Raw genomic sequence first — 16,791 nt, forward strand, 5'->3', positions numbered from 1 at the left:
AACACACAACGATGCCGGGATCGGTCCTTGCCGGCCGGTCCGGCGCCGCGGACGCCGCCGCAGAAGGGGAGTGCGGGCATGATGAACCTGCCCAACACGCTGACCATGGCGCGCCTGGTGCTGGCGCCCGTACTGGGCTGGCTCGTCGCCAGCGGCGAAGGCGTGCTGGCGGCGGCGCTGTTCGCGGTGGTGGCGGTTACCGACGCGCTGGATGGCTGGTTGGCCCGCCGGCTCGGTCAGGTGTCGGCGCTGGGTCAGCTGCTGGACCCGCTGGCGGACAAGGCGCTGGTCAACGCGACTTTTCTTGCCGGCGCCAGCACCGGTGTGCTGCCATGGTGGCTGGCCCTGCTGGTGCTGGCCCGCGACGGGCTCATCCTCGCGGGTGCCGCGCTCACCCGCACCTTCCGGCTTGGCCATTCGCTGCTGCCCCTGGCCATCGGCAAGGTATCGACGGCGGTTCAGATGACGGCGATGACGGTGCTGCTGGCAACGGGAGCGTTCGGCCGGGTCGAGCCGGCGATCATGCGGCCGCTGATCGCCGCCGTGGCGGCTGTCACCGTCGTTTCCGGGATATCTTACGCCTATGCCTGGCTGCGTCATGTTTTTGAGCGTCGCGCCATGGCACGGCGGGACTTCACGCCGTCGCGCTCAGGTCGTGAAGAAACGTCCTGACCGCCGGGCCGATGTCCGGGCGTTCCAGCGCGAAGGCGATGTTGGCCATCACGTGACCGGCCTTGTCGCCGCAGTCGAAGCGCTTGCCCTCGAAGTGATAGCCGTGGAAGGGGTGAACGCCGATCACCCGCGCCAGCGCGTCGGTGAGCTGGATCTCGCCACCGGCGCCGGCCTGCTGCGAACCCAGCACGTCCATCACCACCGGCTGCAGGATATAGCGGCCGATCACCGCCAGCCGCGACGGCGCCTTCTCCGGCGCCGGCTTTTCCACCAGGCCGCGCACCTCGGTCAGTCGGCCATGCGTCGCGCCGGGGTCGATGACGCCATAGCGGTTGGTGTGTTCGGCCGGAACCTCGGTCACCGCGACGATGTTGCCGCCGACCTCGTTGTAGGCCTCGATCATCTGCTTCAGGCACGGCGTGTCGGCCTGGATGAGGTCGTCGGCCAGCAGCACCGCGAACGGTTCGTTGCGCACCAGCTGGCGGGCGCACCACACCGCGTGGCCCAGCCCCAGCGGTTCCTGCTGGCGGGTGTAGGCGATGGCGCCCGGCTTGCCGGGGATCCCCCGCAGCTCGGCCAGCTGGTCCTGCTTGGCGCGGGCCGCCAGCGTCTGTTCCAGTTCGGCGGCATAGTCGAAATGATCCTCGATCGCCGTCTTGCCGCGGCCGGTGACGAAGATCACTTCCTCGATGCCGGCGGCGCGGGCTTCCTCGACCGCGTACTGGATCAGCGGCTTGTCGACGATGGGCAGCATTTCCTTGGGCATCGCCTTGGTGGCGGGCAGGAAGCGCGAGCCCAGGCCACCCACGGGGAAAACGGCGGTGCGTACGGGTTTCATCGCGATTCATCTCCGGCAATCATGACAAGGATAACCGGCAGTAGGCGGGAAATGTGACGATCCCGCGGCCGCCGCCGTCATTCCTTCCGGCCCGCCGGCCGCGGGCCCGCGTTTCAGAACTGCTTGAGCAGTCGCATGTAGTAGGCGCGTTCTGCCTCGGGTACCCGGGGGTCGGCGACCTTGTCCTCCAGCGTCTTGCGGATGGAATCCACCAGACGCCGTTCCCGGTCGTCGGGGAGCCTGAACTCCGGCCCCAGCGCGCCGCCACTCATCCGCCCCAGCGGATCGGTCATGCCGGCGGCAGCGCCGCCGCGGCCCTGACCGGCCTCGGTCTCGAGTTCGGCGGTTGCCTGACCCAGCGCCCGCAGCGCCCGCGCCTGTGCCGCCATCGCCGATGGCGCGCGACCGTCGCCCAGCGCCGCCGCGGCGTCATTCATGCCGGCCCGTGCCTGGGCGAGCGATGCCGCGGCGCGGCTGCCGGCCTGGCGCGAACGCGCCTCAAGCGCCGCCACGGCCTTGCCCAGCGCCTGCTGGCGCGCGGCCAGCCGGCGCAAGGCGGACGGCCCTTCAAGCCCACCCGTCACGGTGTCGCCAAACAGGGTCTGCTGCCGGCCTTCCAGCGCCCGCGCCTCCCCGGCGGCCCGATGCAGCGCGGCACCGTCGGTCGTGCCGCCTCCACCGGCGCGCAGGGCCTCGATCAGTCCGCGCAGGCTGGCGAGGCTCTGGCGGGCGCCGGCGGTATCGCCGGCCGCCAGTCGCTCGCGCAGGTCGGCCAGCATGTCGCCAAGCGCGCTGGCGTCGATCACCTGCCCCCCGCTGGCGCCGGTCGCGTCGGGTGTCGGGCTGCCGGCCGCCAGCTGGCCGAGATGCCGGGCGAGCGCGCCGGTCAGCGCGTCCATCATCGCCGCCAGTTCGCTGTCGGTGGCGCCTTCCAGACGTCCGGCGATGTCATCAAGCTGGCGCCGCAGGTCGTCCAGCGAGCGGGCCTGCCCGCCGTCCTCGACGTCCACCGCCACGTCCCACAGCAGCCGGGCGACCGACCAGCCACGCGGGTCGTCCTTGTCGTAGATCAGCCGCCAGCGCGCCGCCCGCAGCCCGGCATAGACCGTGAAGTCGTCGGCGAACTGCCCTTGTTCGCTGGACAGGAAGGCCAGTCGCCCGGCGGCGACGGCACGGGTGGCGGGGCGACGCAGCAGGTCGCGGCGCACGGCGATGATGTGTTGGGCAAACGGCCGGCCGAACTGCCGCTCGGGCAGGGTCAGCCGGTGCGCCTCGCTGCGGCCGCTGTTGCCGGCGGCATCCCGGGCCACCAGCCGCAGCTGCACGTTCAGGCCGGCCCAGGGGTCGGGCGTGAGGTCGAGAAACAGCGTGCCTTCGCCATTCCCGCCGGGGGACGAGGGCACGGGCAGGCGGCGTGTTTCCCGGTCGCGGCCGACATCGACGGCAAGCGTGGTGGCGCCGAAGTCGTCGGCAATGCGGTAGCGCAGCCGCAGCGCGCCGGTGGCGGTGATCACGGGCGGCGCCAGCAGCGCGACACGCGGTGGTGTGTCCGGTGTCCGCCGCACCCCCAGCGCCGCGATGGTGCGCCAGCCGGATTTGACCCGGTAGCTGCCGTCGCTGCCCGGGACGACCATCGCCGTCAGCGCAGCGCCGCGTGCCGTCAGTACCGCCGTCACCTCACCGTCGGGCCCGATCAGCCGTACGGTGCCGGGGCGGGCATCAAGGCCGTTCACGGCCAGCGTCAGCCGGCTTCCGACAGGCAGCGCGAGTTCGGTTCGGGTGCCGCCAGCCAGGCGATGTACCGCTGGTCCACGTCCGGTGTAGGCCGGCGGAGTCACGGTGATGTCGAGGGCGATGCCGGCCAGGCTCGACCAGTAGGGCGAGAAGCTGGCGTCAAGACGCATGGCGCGCTGGTCGGCCGCTACCAGCCAGCCCAGCGCCAGCAGCAGCACCGCCAGCGGCCCGAGTCCGAAACGGTCACCCGTCAGGCAATCGAGCCGGGGCCAGGGCAGCCGGGTGCGGTGTGCCGCCGCCAGCGCATCGGTGCGGGCGTGGTGCCACAGCCAGGCGCTGTCGGGGGTCCCGGGGCCGGCCGGCCGGTCCATCAGCAGGCGCAACTGACCACGGGCAAGGCGGCCGCGCGCCTCAAGCAGCGCCAGCGCGCGGGATTGCGACGGCCAGCCGATGGTCCGGGCCAGCCGCCAGCCGATCCAGAGCCAGCCACCGGCAAGGCCCAGCAACACCGTCCAGCGTATCAGGCCGGGAAGTGCCTGCCACACGCCCAGCAGGCCGAGGGCGGTGAACAGGGCCGTTGCCAGCAGGCCCTGCCGCAGCAGCGGCCAGCCGGCCTCCAGCCAGACGACGGCGCGTGCCACCGCCGCCCGCCGGTCGAGCGGCGGCGGCAGGGTCAGTCGTTCAGCAGCGGCGAACGTTTGCGGCCTGGCCATGCCTCAAGCATTGAGCCACGGCGGCAATCTGTCGAGTCCGATCAGGTCGTCGTAGCTGGGGCGCGGCCGCACCACGGCGAAGCTGTCGCCGTTGACCATCACTTCCGGCACCAGCAGGCGGGTGTTGTAGGTCGAGGCCATCACCGCGCCATAGGCGCCGGCGGAGTGCAGCACCATCAGGTCGCCGGGCTTCACTTCCGGCAGCGTGCGGTCGGTGGCGAAGGTGTCGCCGGTCTCGCACACCGGGCCGACGATGGTCGCGGTCATCGCCGGCGTGGCGGCGGCGGGCTCGACCACCGGCACGATATCGTGGTGGGCCTCATAGAGCGACGGGCGGATGAGGTCGTTCATCGCCGCGTCGAGGATGACGAACGGCTTGCTGGCGCCCTGCTTCACGTAGAGCACCCGCGCGACCAGGATGCCGGCGTTGCCGACGATCAGCCGGCCGGGTTCGAGAATCAGGCTGACGCCGAGATTGTGGGTCAGCCGCTGCACCATCTCGCCATAGGCGACCGGCAGCGGCGGCGCGTCGGCGTCCTCATGGTAGGGGATGCCCAGCCCACCGCCGAGATCGGCGCGGTCGATACGGTGGCCGTCGGCGCGCAGCGCATGGATCAGCTCGCCGACCCGGGTGAAGGCGGCCTCGAATGGCTCCAGCTGGGTCAGCTGGCTGCCGATGTGCACGTCGACGCCCACCACCTCGATGCCCGGCAGCCGGGCGGCCAGGCCATAGGCCTCGCGCGCCCGCTTCCACGGGATGCCGAACTTGTTTTCGGCCTTGCCGGTGGAAATCTTGGCGTGAGTCCTGGCGTCGACGTCCGGGTTGACGCGAAAGGCGATCGGCGCGGTCTTGCCGAGGCTGGCGGCGACGGCGCTGAGCGCCTCCAGCTCGGGCTCGGATTCGACGTTGAACTGGTGGATGCCCACCTTCAGTGCTTCCGCCATTTCCGCCGGCGTCTTGCCGACGCCGGAGAACACGATGCGGTGGGCAGGGATGCCGGCGCGCAGCGCCCGGGTCAGCTCGCCCAGCGACACCACGTCGGCGCCGGCGCCCCGGCGGGCCAGCGTGGTGATGACCGCCTGGTTGGAGTTGGCCTTCAGCGCGAAGCACACCAGCGCCTGCTGGCCGCCGAACGCCTGCGAAAAGACGTCGAAGTGGCGTTCGATGGTGGCGGTGGAATAGCAGTAGAACGGTGTGCCGACCGCCGCCGCGATGTCGGGGATGGCGACGCCTTCAGCGTGCAGCACGCCATCGCGGTAGTCGAAGTGGCGCATGATCAGGCCTTTGGTTGAGCTGCGGGCGGTTGGTTGGCGGGGGTGTCAGCAGGCGGCGCCTGCGTTTCCCAGATCGGCTTGGGCGGGGTGACGCCGGCCGGCGGCTCCAGCGGGCCGTGCTTGCCGCAGGCGGCCAGCGCCAGGACGGCGCCCGCCAGCAGGCCGAACCGGATCATCGCGCCGCTCACAGCCCCAGCTCCTGGCGGGCGGCGGCGATGGCGGCGCGCACCTGCGACGGCGCGGTGCCGCCATGGCTGGTGCGGCTGGCGACCGAGGCTTCCACCGTCAGCACCGAATAGATGTCGTCGGTGATGCGGGCATCCACCGCCTTGAGATCGTCGAGCGCCAGTTCGTGCAGCATCAGGCCCTTCTCCTCCGCCAGCTTCACCGCGCGGCCGGTGATGTGGTGGGCCTCGCGGAAGGGCACCCCACCCGCGCGTACCAGCCAGTCGGCAAGGTCGGTCGCGGTGGAGAACCCGCTGGCGGCCGCCGCCCGCATCGGCGCGGTGTTGAAGACCAGCGTCTCGACCATGCCGGTCATGGCCGCGAGACACAGGCCCAGGGTGTCGACGGCGTGGAACACCGGTTCCTTGTCGTCCTGCATGTCCTTGGAATAGGCCAGCGGCAGCCCCTTCATCACCACGGCCAGCGACTGGAAGGCGCCGAGCAGTCGGCCGACCTTGGCGCGCACCAGCTCGGCGGCGTCCGGGTTGCGCTTTTGCGGCATGATCGACGAACCGGTGGAGAAGGCGTCGGGCAGGCTGACGAACTTGTAGGGCTGGCTGGCCCAGATGATGATCTCTTCCGCCAGCCGCGACAGGTGCAGGCCGGTGAGCGCGGCCGCCGAGAGGAACTCCAGCGCGAAGTCGCGGTCGGACACCGAGTCGAGCGAATTGGCGGTCGGCCGGTCGAAGCCCAGCGCGGCGGCGGTCATCGCCCGGTCGATCGGGAAGCTGGTGCCCGCCAGGGCGGCCGCCCCCAGCGGGCATTCGTTGGCCCGGCGGCGGGCGTCGGCGAAGCGGCCGCGATCGCGCGCCGCCATGGCGACATAGGCCATCAGATGGTGCCCCAGCGTCACCGGCTGGGCGACCTGCAGATGGGTGAAGCCGGGCATCACCGTCTCGGCGTGTTCGTCGGCGCGGGCCAGCAGCGCCCGCTGGAAGGCGACCAGGCCGGCATCGATCTGGTCGATGGCGTCGCGCACCCACAGCTTGAAGTCGGTCGCCACCTGGTCGTTGCGCGAACGGGCGGTGTGCAGCCGCTTGGCCGGCTCGCCGATCAGCTCGGCCAGCCGGGATTCCACATGCATGTGGATGTCCTCCAGCGCCGGGTTCCACGCCATCTGGCCGGCCTCGATCTCGGCGGCCACGGTGTCGAGCCCCTGCTGGATCGCGGCGTTGTCGGCCGCGCTGAGCACGCCGGCCTTGGCCAGCATGGCGGCATGCGCCCGCGAACCCGCGATGTCCTGCTTCCACAACCGCTTGTCGAAACCGATGGAAGCGTTAATTTCGGTCATGATCGCCGACGGGCCGGCGCCGAATCGACCACCCCACAACTGGTTCGCCGCCTTGCTGTCCGTCATGGTCCCTCCGACCGATCCGCAGGAGAAAAAAGATGTTCGCGTATTCACTCGTCCGGCGCGCCGGACGCTACGGCGCATACGGCCTGGGGCTTCTCGCCGCAAGCGCCTTTGGACCGGTCGGCGCGGCCGAACCGGCCGCGCCGACGCTCGCCATCAAGGCCGGTCGCCTGGTGGATGTGGTCAACGGCCGGGTGCTCACCGACCAGCTGATCGTTGTCAGCGGCGACACCATTGTCAGCGTCGGCCCGGCTGGCGGCGCGACGGTGCCGGCGGGCGCCACCATCATCGACCTGTCGGCCTCGACGGTAATGCCGGGCTTCATCGACACCCACACCCACATCACCGCCAATCCCTACAGCGGTTCCTATGAGGGGCTGGCGGATTCGGTGCCGCGCGGCGCGGTGCGCGGCGCCGGCAACGCCCGCACCATGCTGCTGGCCGGCTTCACCACCGTGCGCGATGTCGGCTCGGCCGGATACGCCGACGTTGCCATCCGCGACGCCATCGAGGCCGGCGAGATCATCGGCCCGCGGGTGCGCGCCTCCGGCCCGGCGCTGGGCATCACCGGCGGCCATTGCGACAACAACCTGCTGCCGCCGGAGTATGACGACATTGCCGAGGGCGTCGCCGACGGCGAGGTGGCGGTGCGCAAGATGGTCCGCCGCAACGTCAAGTACGGTGTCGACCACATCAAGTTCTGTGGCACCGGCGGCGTTTTTTCCAAGGGCACCCAGCTCGGCGCGCAGCAGTTCACCGAAGCCGAGATGAAGGCGATGATCGACGAGGCGCACATGCACGGCCGCAAGGTGACCGTGCATGCCCACGGCGCGTCCGGCATCAAGGCCGCGCTGCGCAGCGGCGTCGACGCGGTGGAGCATGTCAGCCTGCTCGACGACGAGGGCATCGCGCTGGCCAGGAAGACCGGCGCCTTCTTCTCGATGGACATCTACAATACCGAGTTCACCCAGGCCTATGGCGCCGCCAACGGCACGCTGGAGGAGTTCCTCAAGAAGGATCGGGACATCGCGCAGGTCCAGCGCGACAATTTCCGCAAGGCGCTGAAGGCGGGCGTCAAGATGACCTACGGCACCGACGCCGGCGTCTATCCGCACAAGGATGTGGCGAAGCAGTTCCGCTACATGGTCGAGTATGGCATGACGCCGATGCAGGCGATCCAGGCGGCGACCATCAACGGCGCCACCTCGCTGGGGGTCGAGAAGCAGTGGGGCGCGCTGGCGCCCGGGCTGAAGGCGGACATCGTCGCCGTCAAGGCCGATCCGCTGACCGACATCTCCAGGCTGGAAGGCATCGACTTCGTGATGAAGGGTGGTGTCGTCTATCGCCAGGACGGCACGGTGATCGCGCGATGAGCCCTCTGCCGACGGGGCCCGGGGTGGCGACGATGTGGCGGCGGCTGGCGGCGGTGCTGCTGGCCGTGCCGCTGCTGGCGGGAGCGGTCAGCCTCGCCGGCGGGGCCGCGGCGGCGGCCGACTATGGCCGTTATGCGGTCGGTGATCTCAAGCGGCTGGACTTTGCCGCCGCCGGCACGCCGGCGCCGGCGGTGCCGTTCGAGGCCAAGGCTGGCAAGGCGGTGAGTCTGGCCGACTTCCGCGGCCGGGTGGTGGTGCTCAACCTGTGGGCCACCTGGTGTGCGCCGTGCGTCAAGGAGATGCCGTCGCTCGACCGGCTGGCGGCCAGTGTCGACCCGCGCGCGGTGGCGGTGGTCACCGTCTCGCAGGACATGGCGGGCTGGCGGGCGGTCGATCCCTTCTGGGCAAGACGTGGCCTGAAGACGCTCACCCCCTACATCGACAAGCCCAACAAGCTGGCACTGGCGCTGAAGGCGAAGGGTCTGCCGGTGACGGTGATCTACGACGCCCGGGGCCGCGAGGTCGCGCGCCTGACCTACGGCGCCGAGTGGGACAGCAAGGCGGTAAAGACGCTGCTCGCCGCCGTGACGGCGGCGGGTTAGGCCGGCCAGGTCGCCTCGAACTTCTCGATCACCCACGCTTCCTGCTCGGCGGCGACCGACCATTCGGCGAGCCATGGCTGTGCCACCATGGCCTCGACATAGGCCTGGGCCGCCGGCGTCAGCGCCACGTCGTAGGTGACGAAGCGGGTCACCACCGGCGCGTACATGCAGTCGGCGGCCGAGAAGGCACCGAACAGGAACGGGCCGCCAGCGCCGAAGCGGGCGCGGCAGTCGGCCCACAGCGCCTGTACCCGGTCGATGTCGGCCAGGGCTGCCGCCGGTACCGGGTAACCGGGGAAGCGTTTGCGGATGTTCATGCCCAGATGCTGGCGCAGCGCCTGGAAGCCCGCGTGCATCTCGGCCGAGACCGAGCGGGCGATGGCACGCGCCGTGGCGTCTTCCGGCCACAGGCCCGCCGCGGGCGCCAGTTCGGCGAGATATTCGATGATCGCCAGCGAATCCCAGATTTTCAGCGTGCCGACTTCCAGCAGCGGCACCTTGCGGTTGGGCGAGGTGGCGGCCAGCCAGGCGGTGGTTTCGTCGGTATAGAGGTTGAGCACGGTCTCGCTGAACGGTAGCCCGGTGGCTTTCAGCGCCAGCCACGGCCGCAGCGACCATGACGAATAATTCCTGTTGCCGATGACGAGGTGCAGATCCGACATGAAACTCTCCTTGGCGACGGCCGGGGGCGACCGGCGGGCCGGACGCATGCGTTGTGCAGGCTATAGCCGAGGCTGGCCGGGCTTGGCCATCCGTCCTGGCCAACCGGCCCTTGCTCCGGCGCGCGCCGCTGTCTAACCGGAGCAAGGGCGTCTCCGCGTCAATCCGGGCGTCAACGCCATGCACGCAACCGAAGGCACCAGTCATGCAGCTCTTCTATTCCGCCACCAGCCCCTATGTCCGCAAGGTGGTGGTCGCCGCGATGTTGCGCGGTCTCGACGACCGGCTTGAGCGCGTCACCGTCAACGCCCACGCCTCGCCGCCGGCGCTGCTGGCGGCCAATCCGCTGTCCAAGGTGCCGGCGCTGATCACCGACGACGGGCGGTCTCTGGTGGACAGCCCAGTGATCTGCGCCTTTCTCGACAGCCTCGGCGAGGCGCCGCCGCTGACGCCGGCCGGTCCCGACCGCTGGCGGGTCGAGCGGCTGCATGCGCTGGCCGACGGCATCACCGATGCCGCCGTGCTGGGTCGGATGGAAGCGATGCGGCCCGAGGAGGCAGCACGCGGCGAACATCGCGCCCGGCTGTGGTCGGCGGTCGTCCGCACCCTCGATCTGCTGGAGGGGGAGGCGGCCATGCTCGACGAGGCGACGACGCCGGCACAGTGGACCATCGGCACCGTCGCCCTGGCCTGCGCGCTGGGTTATCTCGATTTCCGCTATGGCGACCGGGACTGGCGAGCTGGTCGGCCCGGACTGGCGGCATGGGACGAGGCGGTGCGCCGGCACCCGGTGTTTGTGGCGACCGAACCGGCCTAGTCGAACGCGCCGGTCTTGACGCCCGCGCCCTGGCGGCGACGGTGCCACCGCCAGGGGAAGGCAGGCAGGCTGCGAGCAGGCTCAGCGGGTCGGCACCGGCTTGTCGCCGCTATAGTCGTAGAAGCCGCGACCGGACTTCTTGCCGTACCAGCCGGCCTCGACATACTTCACCAGCAGCGGCGCCGGGCGGTACTTGGGATCGCCGAAGCCTTCCTGCATCACCCGCATGACGGCGAGCAGGGTGTCGAGGCCGACGAAGTCCGCCAGCGTCAGCGGGCCCATCGGGTGATTGGCGCCAAGCTTCATGCCCATGTCGATGTCCTCGATCGAGCCCAGCCCCTCGCCCAGCGCGAAGATCGCCTCGTTGAGCATCGGACAGAGGATGCGGTTGACGATGAAGGTCGGTGAGTCGCCGGCGGCGACCACGGTCTTGCCCATGCGGCGGGCGGCCTCGGTGACAGCCGCCGCGGTATCCGCCGAGGTCGCCAGGCCGGTGATGATCTCGACCAGCTTCATCACCGGCACCGGGTTGAAGAAGTGCATGCCGATGAAGCGGTCCGGCCGGTCGGTGGCGGCGGCGAGCCGGGTGATGGAGATCGACGAGGTGTTGGAGGCGATCATCGCCTCGGGCTTCAGCACCGCGCCCAGCTTGGCGAAGATGTCGCGCTTGATGGCCTCGTTCTCGGTTGCCGCCTCGATCACCAGGTCGGCGTCGCGGAAGTCGGCGAAATCGGTGGTGAGCGTGATGCGCGCCAGCGCCGCCTGCATGTCGGCCTCGGTGATGGCGCCCTTGGCGAGCTGGCGGCCGAGATTGGCCTCGATGGTCGCCCGCGCCTTCTCGCAGCGTTCGATCGCCACGTCGGCCAGCACCACGTTGAAGCCGGCCACCGCCGACACATGCGCGATGCCGTTGCCCATCAGGCCCGCGCCGATAACACCGATTGTCTGAACAGCCATCTCTCAACTCCCACAAGATGAATCACGAAAACCAAGATGCCCGGCCTCTTTCAAGCCGCCGGGCGCGCTTGTCCAGCCCTGCTTTTGCCAGCCCCGGCGTCCGTGCCGACTTCCCGCCGGCGACGCCGTGACGTCAGATTTCCACCTGGCTGCCCAGCTCCACCACGCGGTTGGTCGGCAGCTTGAAGAATTCCATGGCGTTGGTGGCGTTGCGCAGCATCCAGGCGAACACCTTTTCCCGCCACAACGCCATGCCCGGCTTCTCCGAGGCGATCAGTGTCTGGCGCGCCAGGAAGAAGCTGGTCTCCATCATCTTGAAGGTGAGACCCTGCGGTTCGGCCAGCGCCAGCGCCTTGGGAATGTCCGGATCCTGCATGAAGCCGTAGCGGACGATGATGCGATAGAAGCCCTCGCCCAGCGCCTCGACGGTGATGCGGCTGGTCGCGGGCACATAGGGCACGTTGTCGATGTTCATGGTCAGGAACACCACCCGCTCGTGCAGGATCTTGTTGTGCTTCATGTTGTGCAGCAGCGCATGCGGCACGCCGGTGGCCGTCGAGGTCAGGAACACGGCGGTCCCCGGCACCCGGGTCGCGGTGGTGGAGGCCGACTTGATGAAGACCTCGATAGGCATCGCCGATTCAAGCAGTTTCTTCTGCATCAGCTGGCGGCCGCGGCTCCAGGTGGTGAGCAGGGTGAAGATCACAAGGCCGATCACCAGCGGCACCCAGCCGCCGTCGGGCACCTTGGTCAGGTTGGCCGAGAAATAGGCGACATCGACGGCCAGGAACACGCCGAGCAGGCCGAAGCCGACCCAGCGGTTCCACCGCCACAGCGAGAAGACGACGACGCCCAGCAGGATCGTGTCGATGGTCATGGCGCCGGTGACGGCGATGCCGTAGGCGGCGGCGAGATTGCTTGAACTCTTGAACGTCAGCACCAGGGCGATGACGCAGACCATCAGGCCCCAGTTGATGAAGGGGATGTAGATCTGGCCCTGGGCGGAGGCGGAGGTGAACTTGATCGACAGGCGTGGCAGGAAGCCGAGCTGGATCGCCTGCTGGGTCACCGAGAAGGCGCCGGTGATGACCGCCTGGCTGGCGATCACGGTTGCCATGGTGGCCAGCATCACCAGCGGTATCAGCGCCCACTCCGGCGCCAGCAGGAAGAACGGGCTCTGGATCGCCGAGGGATCCGCCAGCAGCATCGCGCCCTGGCCGAGATAGTTCAGCATCAGGGCAGGCATGACATAGACCAGCCAGGACACCCGGATCGGTCGCCGGCCGAAATGGCCCATGTCGGCATAAAGCGCTTCGGCGCCGGTAACGGCCAGCACCACGGAGCCCAGCGCCAGGAAGGCCTTGACCCCGTCGACAATGAAAAACTGCACCGCGTACCACGGGTTCAGTGCCAGCAGCACTTCCGGCACCCGGGCGATGTTGATCAGCCCCAGCACTGCCAGGACCGCGAAATACAGCAGCATGATCGGCCCGAACAGCGCGCCGACGCGGGCGGTGCCGCGGCTCTGGATGACGAACAGGCCGACCAGGATGATCAGCGCCAGCGGCACCACGAAGGTCGACAGTGCCGGGTTGATGACCGACAGGCCCTCGACCGCCGAAAGAACCGAGATCGCCGGCGTGATCATGCTGTCGCCATAGAACAGCGCGGTGGCGAAGACGCCCAGCAGCACGATGCCGGATGTCCACTTGGCGCCCGAGACCTTGTTGGAGATCAGCGCCAGCAGGGCCAGCGAGCCGCCTTCGCCCTTGTTGTCGGCGCGCATGGTGAAGGCGACATACTTCACCGTCACCACGAGGATCATCGACCAGAACACCAGCGACAGCACGCCGAAGATGTGAATCTGGTCGATCGCCAGCGGGTGGTGGCCGGCGAACGACTCGCGCATGGCGTAGAGCGGGCTGGTACCGATGTCACCGTAGACGACGCCCATGGCGCCGATCATCAGTTTCCACAGCGGGCCGCGGCCGTGTGCGTGTTGCGATGGACCAGACATGGACTGTGCGCGCGCTCCGAGGAGGGGAGAGGGAGTGGTTCCGCTCAATGGCCGGTCGCCGGGTCACGCCCGCTGGCCAGCCTGATGAGGGTACTGCCATCCGGCCAGCGCCGGGGCGGTTGGGGGCCGACGCTCGCCGTCGGGGATGCGAACCCTTGTTGCAGTGCAAACAACTGGTCGCGGCCGTAGCACAGGTGATCGCGGGCGACAAGCCGACCTGCCGGCCCGCCCCGCCGGCGGCATCAGGCGACGACCGGTGCCGCCGGCGGGGACCGGCGGAAAACCGGACGAATGGCGAACTGGGAGATCACCCGGCGCACGCCCGGCAGAGCGGACAGCACGTCCCGGTGGATGCGCTCGTAACGATCATCGGCGGGCACCATTACCTTGAGCAGATAGTCCGACTCGGCTGCGATCAGGTAGCACTCGGTGACTTCCGGATGACGTGCCAGCGCCCGTTCGAAGCGATCGAGCGTTTCCTGCCGCTGGTCGGCCAGCGTTACCGCCACGAACACCGTCGAGGGCCGACCCTGCGCTTCTGCGGACAGCAGCGCCGTGTAGCCGGCGATGATGCCGGCCTGTTCCAGCAGTTTGACCCGCCGATGGGTGGCGGAGGCGGACAGGCCGATGCGCTCGCCCAGTTCGGCGCTGGTCAGGCGCCCGTCCCGCTGAAGATGCTCCAGAATGGCGGTGTCGAAGGTGTCAAGGTTCATAAAATATTCAACTGCCTGGCGACCGGAAAGGAGATTTTTGTGCATTTTCGTTCAAGAGGCGGAAGAACACAAAATAATTGTCCGTTGATTGCGATATAATCCCGTCCACAGGCCATGGAGGAGAGGCATATGCGCATCGGGGTACCCAGAGAGATCAAGGTTCATGAGTATCGCGTCGGGCTGACGCCGCCATCCGTCGCGGAACTTGCCGCCGCTGGCCACGAGGTGTTTGTCGAGACCGGTGCCGGTGCCGGCATTGATTTTGACGACCAGGAATATGTCGCCGCTGGCGCCCGCATTCTGGAAACGCCGCAGGCGGTGTTCCAGCGGGCGGAGATGATCGTCAAGGTCAAGGAGCCGCAGCTGCACGAATGTGCCTGGCTGACGCCGGCCCACACACTGTTCACCTATCTGCATCTGGCCGCCGACAAGCCTCAGGCGGAGGCGTTGATGGCATCGGGCGCCACCTGCATCGCTTACGAGACCGTCACCGATGCCCATGGCCGGCTGCCGCTGCTGCGGCCGATGTCGGAGGTCGCCGGGCGCATGTCGGCCCAGGTCGGCGCGCATTATCTGGAGAAGGAGCAGGGTGGCCGCGGCGTGCTGCTGGGTGGCGTCCCCGGCGTGGCGCCCGCGCGTGTTGCCATCCTCGGTGCCGGTGTCGCCGGTTTCAACGCCGCCGTCATCGCGGCGGGCATGCGCGCGGACGTGACGATCTACGATATCTCGCTCGACCGTCTGGCCGAGCTGGACGCCTATTTCAGCGGCACTGTCGCCACCGCCTATGCCAGCCGCGCCGCTATCGCCGCCGCGGTGGCCCGGGCCCATGTCGTCATCGGCGCGGTGCTGGTGCCAGGGGCGGCGGCGCCCAAGCTGGTCACCCGCGATATGCTGAAAACCATGAAACGCGGTTCGGTACTGGTCGACATCGCCATTGATCAGGGCGGCTGCTTTGAAACCTCGCGGGCGACGACACATGCCAACCCGGTCTATGTCGAGGAGGGCGTCATCCACTATTGCGTCGCCAACATGCCGGGGGCGGTGGCTCGCACCTCCACCTTCGCGCTGAACTCGGCGACGCTGCCGTTCGCGCTGCAACTGGCCAACAAGGGGCCGGTCGAGGCGATGCGCGCCAATCGTCATCTTGCCAACGGTCTCAACGTCGCTGGCGGCTTCATCACCTACGAGGCGGTGGCGCGCGATCTCGACCTGCCGTTCCGGCGGCCATCGTGGCTTGACTGAGCAGCGTCCGCCGGACCGATTCGCTGTCCCGGCTGCGCGCCGGACGACGGGCGGGGGGGCAGGAGCGCGTCCCGACCCCCCGCCGAGCAGCCGCGGACGGCTGTCTGGAGAGACAAAAGTCTGATTCAGTACGATTTGTGGATTTATTAACTCCTGATTGCACATAGTATTGTTCGGGGATGCGGGTCCGGGGCTATAAGTTCGAAATCGATCCGCTATCAAGCTGTGCGTCGGGAGGACATGTCGGTGACCGACTTGTCAGCAAGCCAGGGAAAGGCGCGTGTCCTTGTCATCGACGACGAGGAGGAGATCGCGGCCCACATTCCCCAAGTAAATCGCTGATTTTGCTGTCAGGATCTCAATATTTCCGATATAAATCATGGTGTTGATGGCCGTGAGGGGCGCGTTTGATGGATCACCCAGAGGGTGCGGGTTCGAAGCGGGCAGATCGGGTCGAGTTCGACCGCCGGGTGCATGTGGAGTTCCGAGGTGCGCAGCTCAGTTCCGACGGCGGCCTGCTGGTGATGCGCGAGCTGGATGACGCGCTCGGGCTGTCCGATCTGGCGGCAAAAGCATTGCGCGACACCCGGCGCGGCAAGAACACGGTCCACCGGCTTGACGGGTTGTTCCGGCAATCGGTGTTCGGGCGACTGGCCGGATACGAGGATGTGAACGACGCCGACCGCCTGGCCCTCGATCCGGTGATGCGCCAGGTCGTGGGTGGAAGGGCTGTCGATGCGCAAGCGGCCTCGGCCTCGCAGATGGGACGGTTCGAGACCGAGACACTGGCACAGCCCGAGAACCGTGCCGCGCTGGCCGACCTGAATGGCCAATGGATCGACCGGTTCCATGACCGTAACGGGCTGAAGTACATCGTTCTGGACATGGACAGTTCGGTCAGCCCCACCCATGGCGATCAGGAGGGCGCGGCCTGGAACGGGCATTTCGACTGCACCTGCTATCACCCGAACTTTTTGTTCAACCAGTTCGGCATGCTGGAGCGCTGCGCCTTGCGCCATGGCAACGTCCACAGCGCCGATGGCTGGCGGGACGTTCTCGACCCCGTCATCGCCCGCTACGCGGAGCGCGACCTTTGCGGCCGGTTCTTCCGGGCTGACGCCGCCTACGCGATCCCCGCGATCTATGAGCGGCTGGAAGAAGCCCGATTCTTCTACGCCATCCGGCTGCCTGCGAACAACGTCCTGCGCGAGAAGATCGCGCATCGGCTGACGCGCCCTGTCGGGCGACCTTCGCTGACCAAGGTCAAGCGCTTCTACGAAGACTTCGAGTATCAGGCGGCATCCTGGGACAAGGAACGCCGGGTGATCGCCAAGATCGAATGGCATCCGGGCGAACTGTTCCCGCGTGTCGGCTTCATCGTCACCAACCTGCCGATGGAGCCCGACTGGGTGGTGCGGTTCTATAACCAGCGCGGCACCGCCGAGCAGCACATCAAGGAAGGTAAATATGCCTTCCACTGGACGCGGCTGTCATGCCGGAAGTTCCGCGACAATGAGGTGCGACTGCAACTGCATGCGCTGGCCTACAACCTGGCCATCTTCTTGCGCTGCATCGAGTTGCCCGAGACGATGGCCGACT

Annotated in this window: 15 protein-coding genes; 6 read left to right on the top strand and 9 right to left on the bottom strand. The window is 68.5% G+C overall.

Annotated features, from left to right (window positions below):
• Positions 1–78: 78 nt before the first annotated feature.
• Positions 79–672, top strand: coding sequence for a CDP-alcohol phosphatidyltransferase family protein (locus ABU113_RS09010; protein ID WP_454559176.1), 594 nt, complete (start codon positions 79–81; stop codon positions 670–672).
• Here ABU113_RS09010 and galU read toward each other — a convergent pair.
• From galU to argH, 5 genes are all read right to left on the bottom strand, one after another.
• Entirely contained in the window at positions 635–1,510 is an 876-nt protein-coding gene (gene galU, locus ABU113_RS09015) for a UTP--glucose-1-phosphate uridylyltransferase GalU (RefSeq protein ID WP_454559177.1), read from the bottom strand. The genes ABU113_RS09010 and galU overlap by 38 nt on opposite strands.
• A 113-nt stretch (positions 1,511–1,623) precedes the next feature.
• Entirely contained in the window at positions 1,624–3,957 is a 2,334-nt protein-coding gene (locus tag ABU113_RS09020) for a DUF4175 family protein (protein WP_454559178.1), read from the bottom strand.
• 3 nt (positions 3,958–3,960) lie between these two features.
• Positions 3,961–5,232, bottom strand: coding sequence for a diaminopimelate decarboxylase (lysA, locus tag ABU113_RS09025; RefSeq protein WP_454559179.1), 1,272 nt, complete (start codon positions 5,230–5,232; stop codon positions 3,961–3,963).
• Between the two features lie 2 nt (positions 5,233–5,234).
• On the bottom strand, positions 5,235–5,420 hold the full coding sequence (locus tag ABU113_RS09030; protein WP_454559180.1) for a hypothetical protein: 186 nt from the start codon (positions 5,418–5,420) through the stop codon (positions 5,235–5,237).
• Positions 5,417–6,787 carry an argininosuccinate lyase gene (gene argH, locus ABU113_RS09035; protein ID WP_454559194.1) on the bottom strand — a complete coding sequence of 457 codons (1,371 nt, stop codon included), beginning with the start codon at positions 6,785–6,787 and terminating at the stop codon, positions 5,417–5,419. Before argH ends, ABU113_RS09030 begins: the two co-directional genes overlap by 4 nt.
• Before the next feature lie 59 nt (positions 6,788–6,846).
• On the opposite strand from argH, the gene ABU113_RS09040 reads away from it, so the two are divergent.
• Together ABU113_RS09040 and ABU113_RS09045 are read left to right on the top strand one after the other, a co-directional pair.
• Positions 6,847–8,184, top strand: a complete 1,338-nt coding sequence (locus ABU113_RS09040) for a Xaa-Pro dipeptidase (RefSeq protein WP_454559181.1) — start codon at positions 6,847–6,849, stop codon at positions 8,182–8,184.
• The gene (locus ABU113_RS09045) at positions 8,181–8,786 is read left to right on the top strand and encodes a TlpA family protein disulfide reductase (protein WP_454559182.1); all 606 of its coding nucleotides are present in this window, start codon (positions 8,181–8,183) and stop codon (positions 8,784–8,786) included. Before ABU113_RS09040 ends, ABU113_RS09045 begins: the two co-directional genes overlap by 4 nt.
• On the opposite strand, the gene ABU113_RS09050 is transcribed toward ABU113_RS09045, so the two are convergent.
• The gene (locus tag ABU113_RS09050) at positions 8,783–9,448 is read right to left on the bottom strand and encodes a glutathione S-transferase family protein (protein ID WP_454559183.1); all 666 of its coding nucleotides are present in this window, start codon (positions 9,446–9,448) and stop codon (positions 8,783–8,785) included. The two genes, ABU113_RS09045 and ABU113_RS09050, sit on opposite strands and share 4 nt — an antisense overlap.
• Before the next feature lie 203 nt (positions 9,449–9,651).
• On the opposite strand from ABU113_RS09050, the gene ABU113_RS09055 reads away from it, so the two are divergent.
• Entirely contained in the window at positions 9,652–10,263 is a 612-nt protein-coding gene (locus ABU113_RS09055; RefSeq protein ID WP_454559184.1) for a glutathione S-transferase N-terminal domain-containing protein, read from the top strand.
• A gap of 81 nt (positions 10,264–10,344) precedes the next feature.
• On the opposite strand, the gene ABU113_RS09060 is transcribed toward ABU113_RS09055, so the two are convergent.
• From ABU113_RS09060 to ABU113_RS09070, 3 genes are all read right to left on the bottom strand, one after another.
• A complete protein-coding gene (locus ABU113_RS09060; protein WP_454559185.1) occupies positions 10,345–11,220 on the bottom strand; it encodes a 3-hydroxybutyryl-CoA dehydrogenase in 876 nt (291 codons plus the stop codon).
• Between the two features lie 133 nt (positions 11,221–11,353).
• Positions 11,354–13,237: a potassium transporter Kup gene (locus tag ABU113_RS09065; RefSeq protein ID WP_454559186.1), complete on the bottom strand. Its 1,884-nt coding sequence runs from the start codon at positions 13,235–13,237 to the stop codon at positions 11,354–11,356.
• A gap of 242 nt (positions 13,238–13,479) precedes the next feature.
• Positions 13,480–13,950, bottom strand: coding sequence for an Lrp/AsnC family transcriptional regulator (locus ABU113_RS09070; RefSeq protein ID WP_454559187.1), 471 nt, complete (start codon positions 13,948–13,950; stop codon positions 13,480–13,482).
• Between the two features lie 129 nt (positions 13,951–14,079).
• On the opposite strand from ABU113_RS09070, the gene ald reads away from it, so the two are divergent.
• Both ald and ABU113_RS09080 read left to right on the top strand, forming a co-directional pair.
• The gene (ald, locus tag ABU113_RS09075; protein ID WP_454559188.1) at positions 14,080–15,192 is read left to right on the top strand and encodes an alanine dehydrogenase; all 1,113 of its coding nucleotides are present in this window, start codon (positions 14,080–14,082) and stop codon (positions 15,190–15,192) included.
• 410 nt (positions 15,193–15,602) lie between these two features.
• Positions 15,603–16,791 (top strand): IS1380-like element ISKpn23 family transposase (locus ABU113_RS09080; protein ID WP_454559189.1); only part of this gene is annotated, 1,189 nt, incomplete at its 3' end.

Origin of the sequence: Parapedomonas caeni (genome assembly GCF_041060555.1) — a bacterium.
Lineage (GTDB): Bacteria > Pseudomonadota > Alphaproteobacteria > Sphingomonadales > Sphingomonadaceae > CAUJIW01.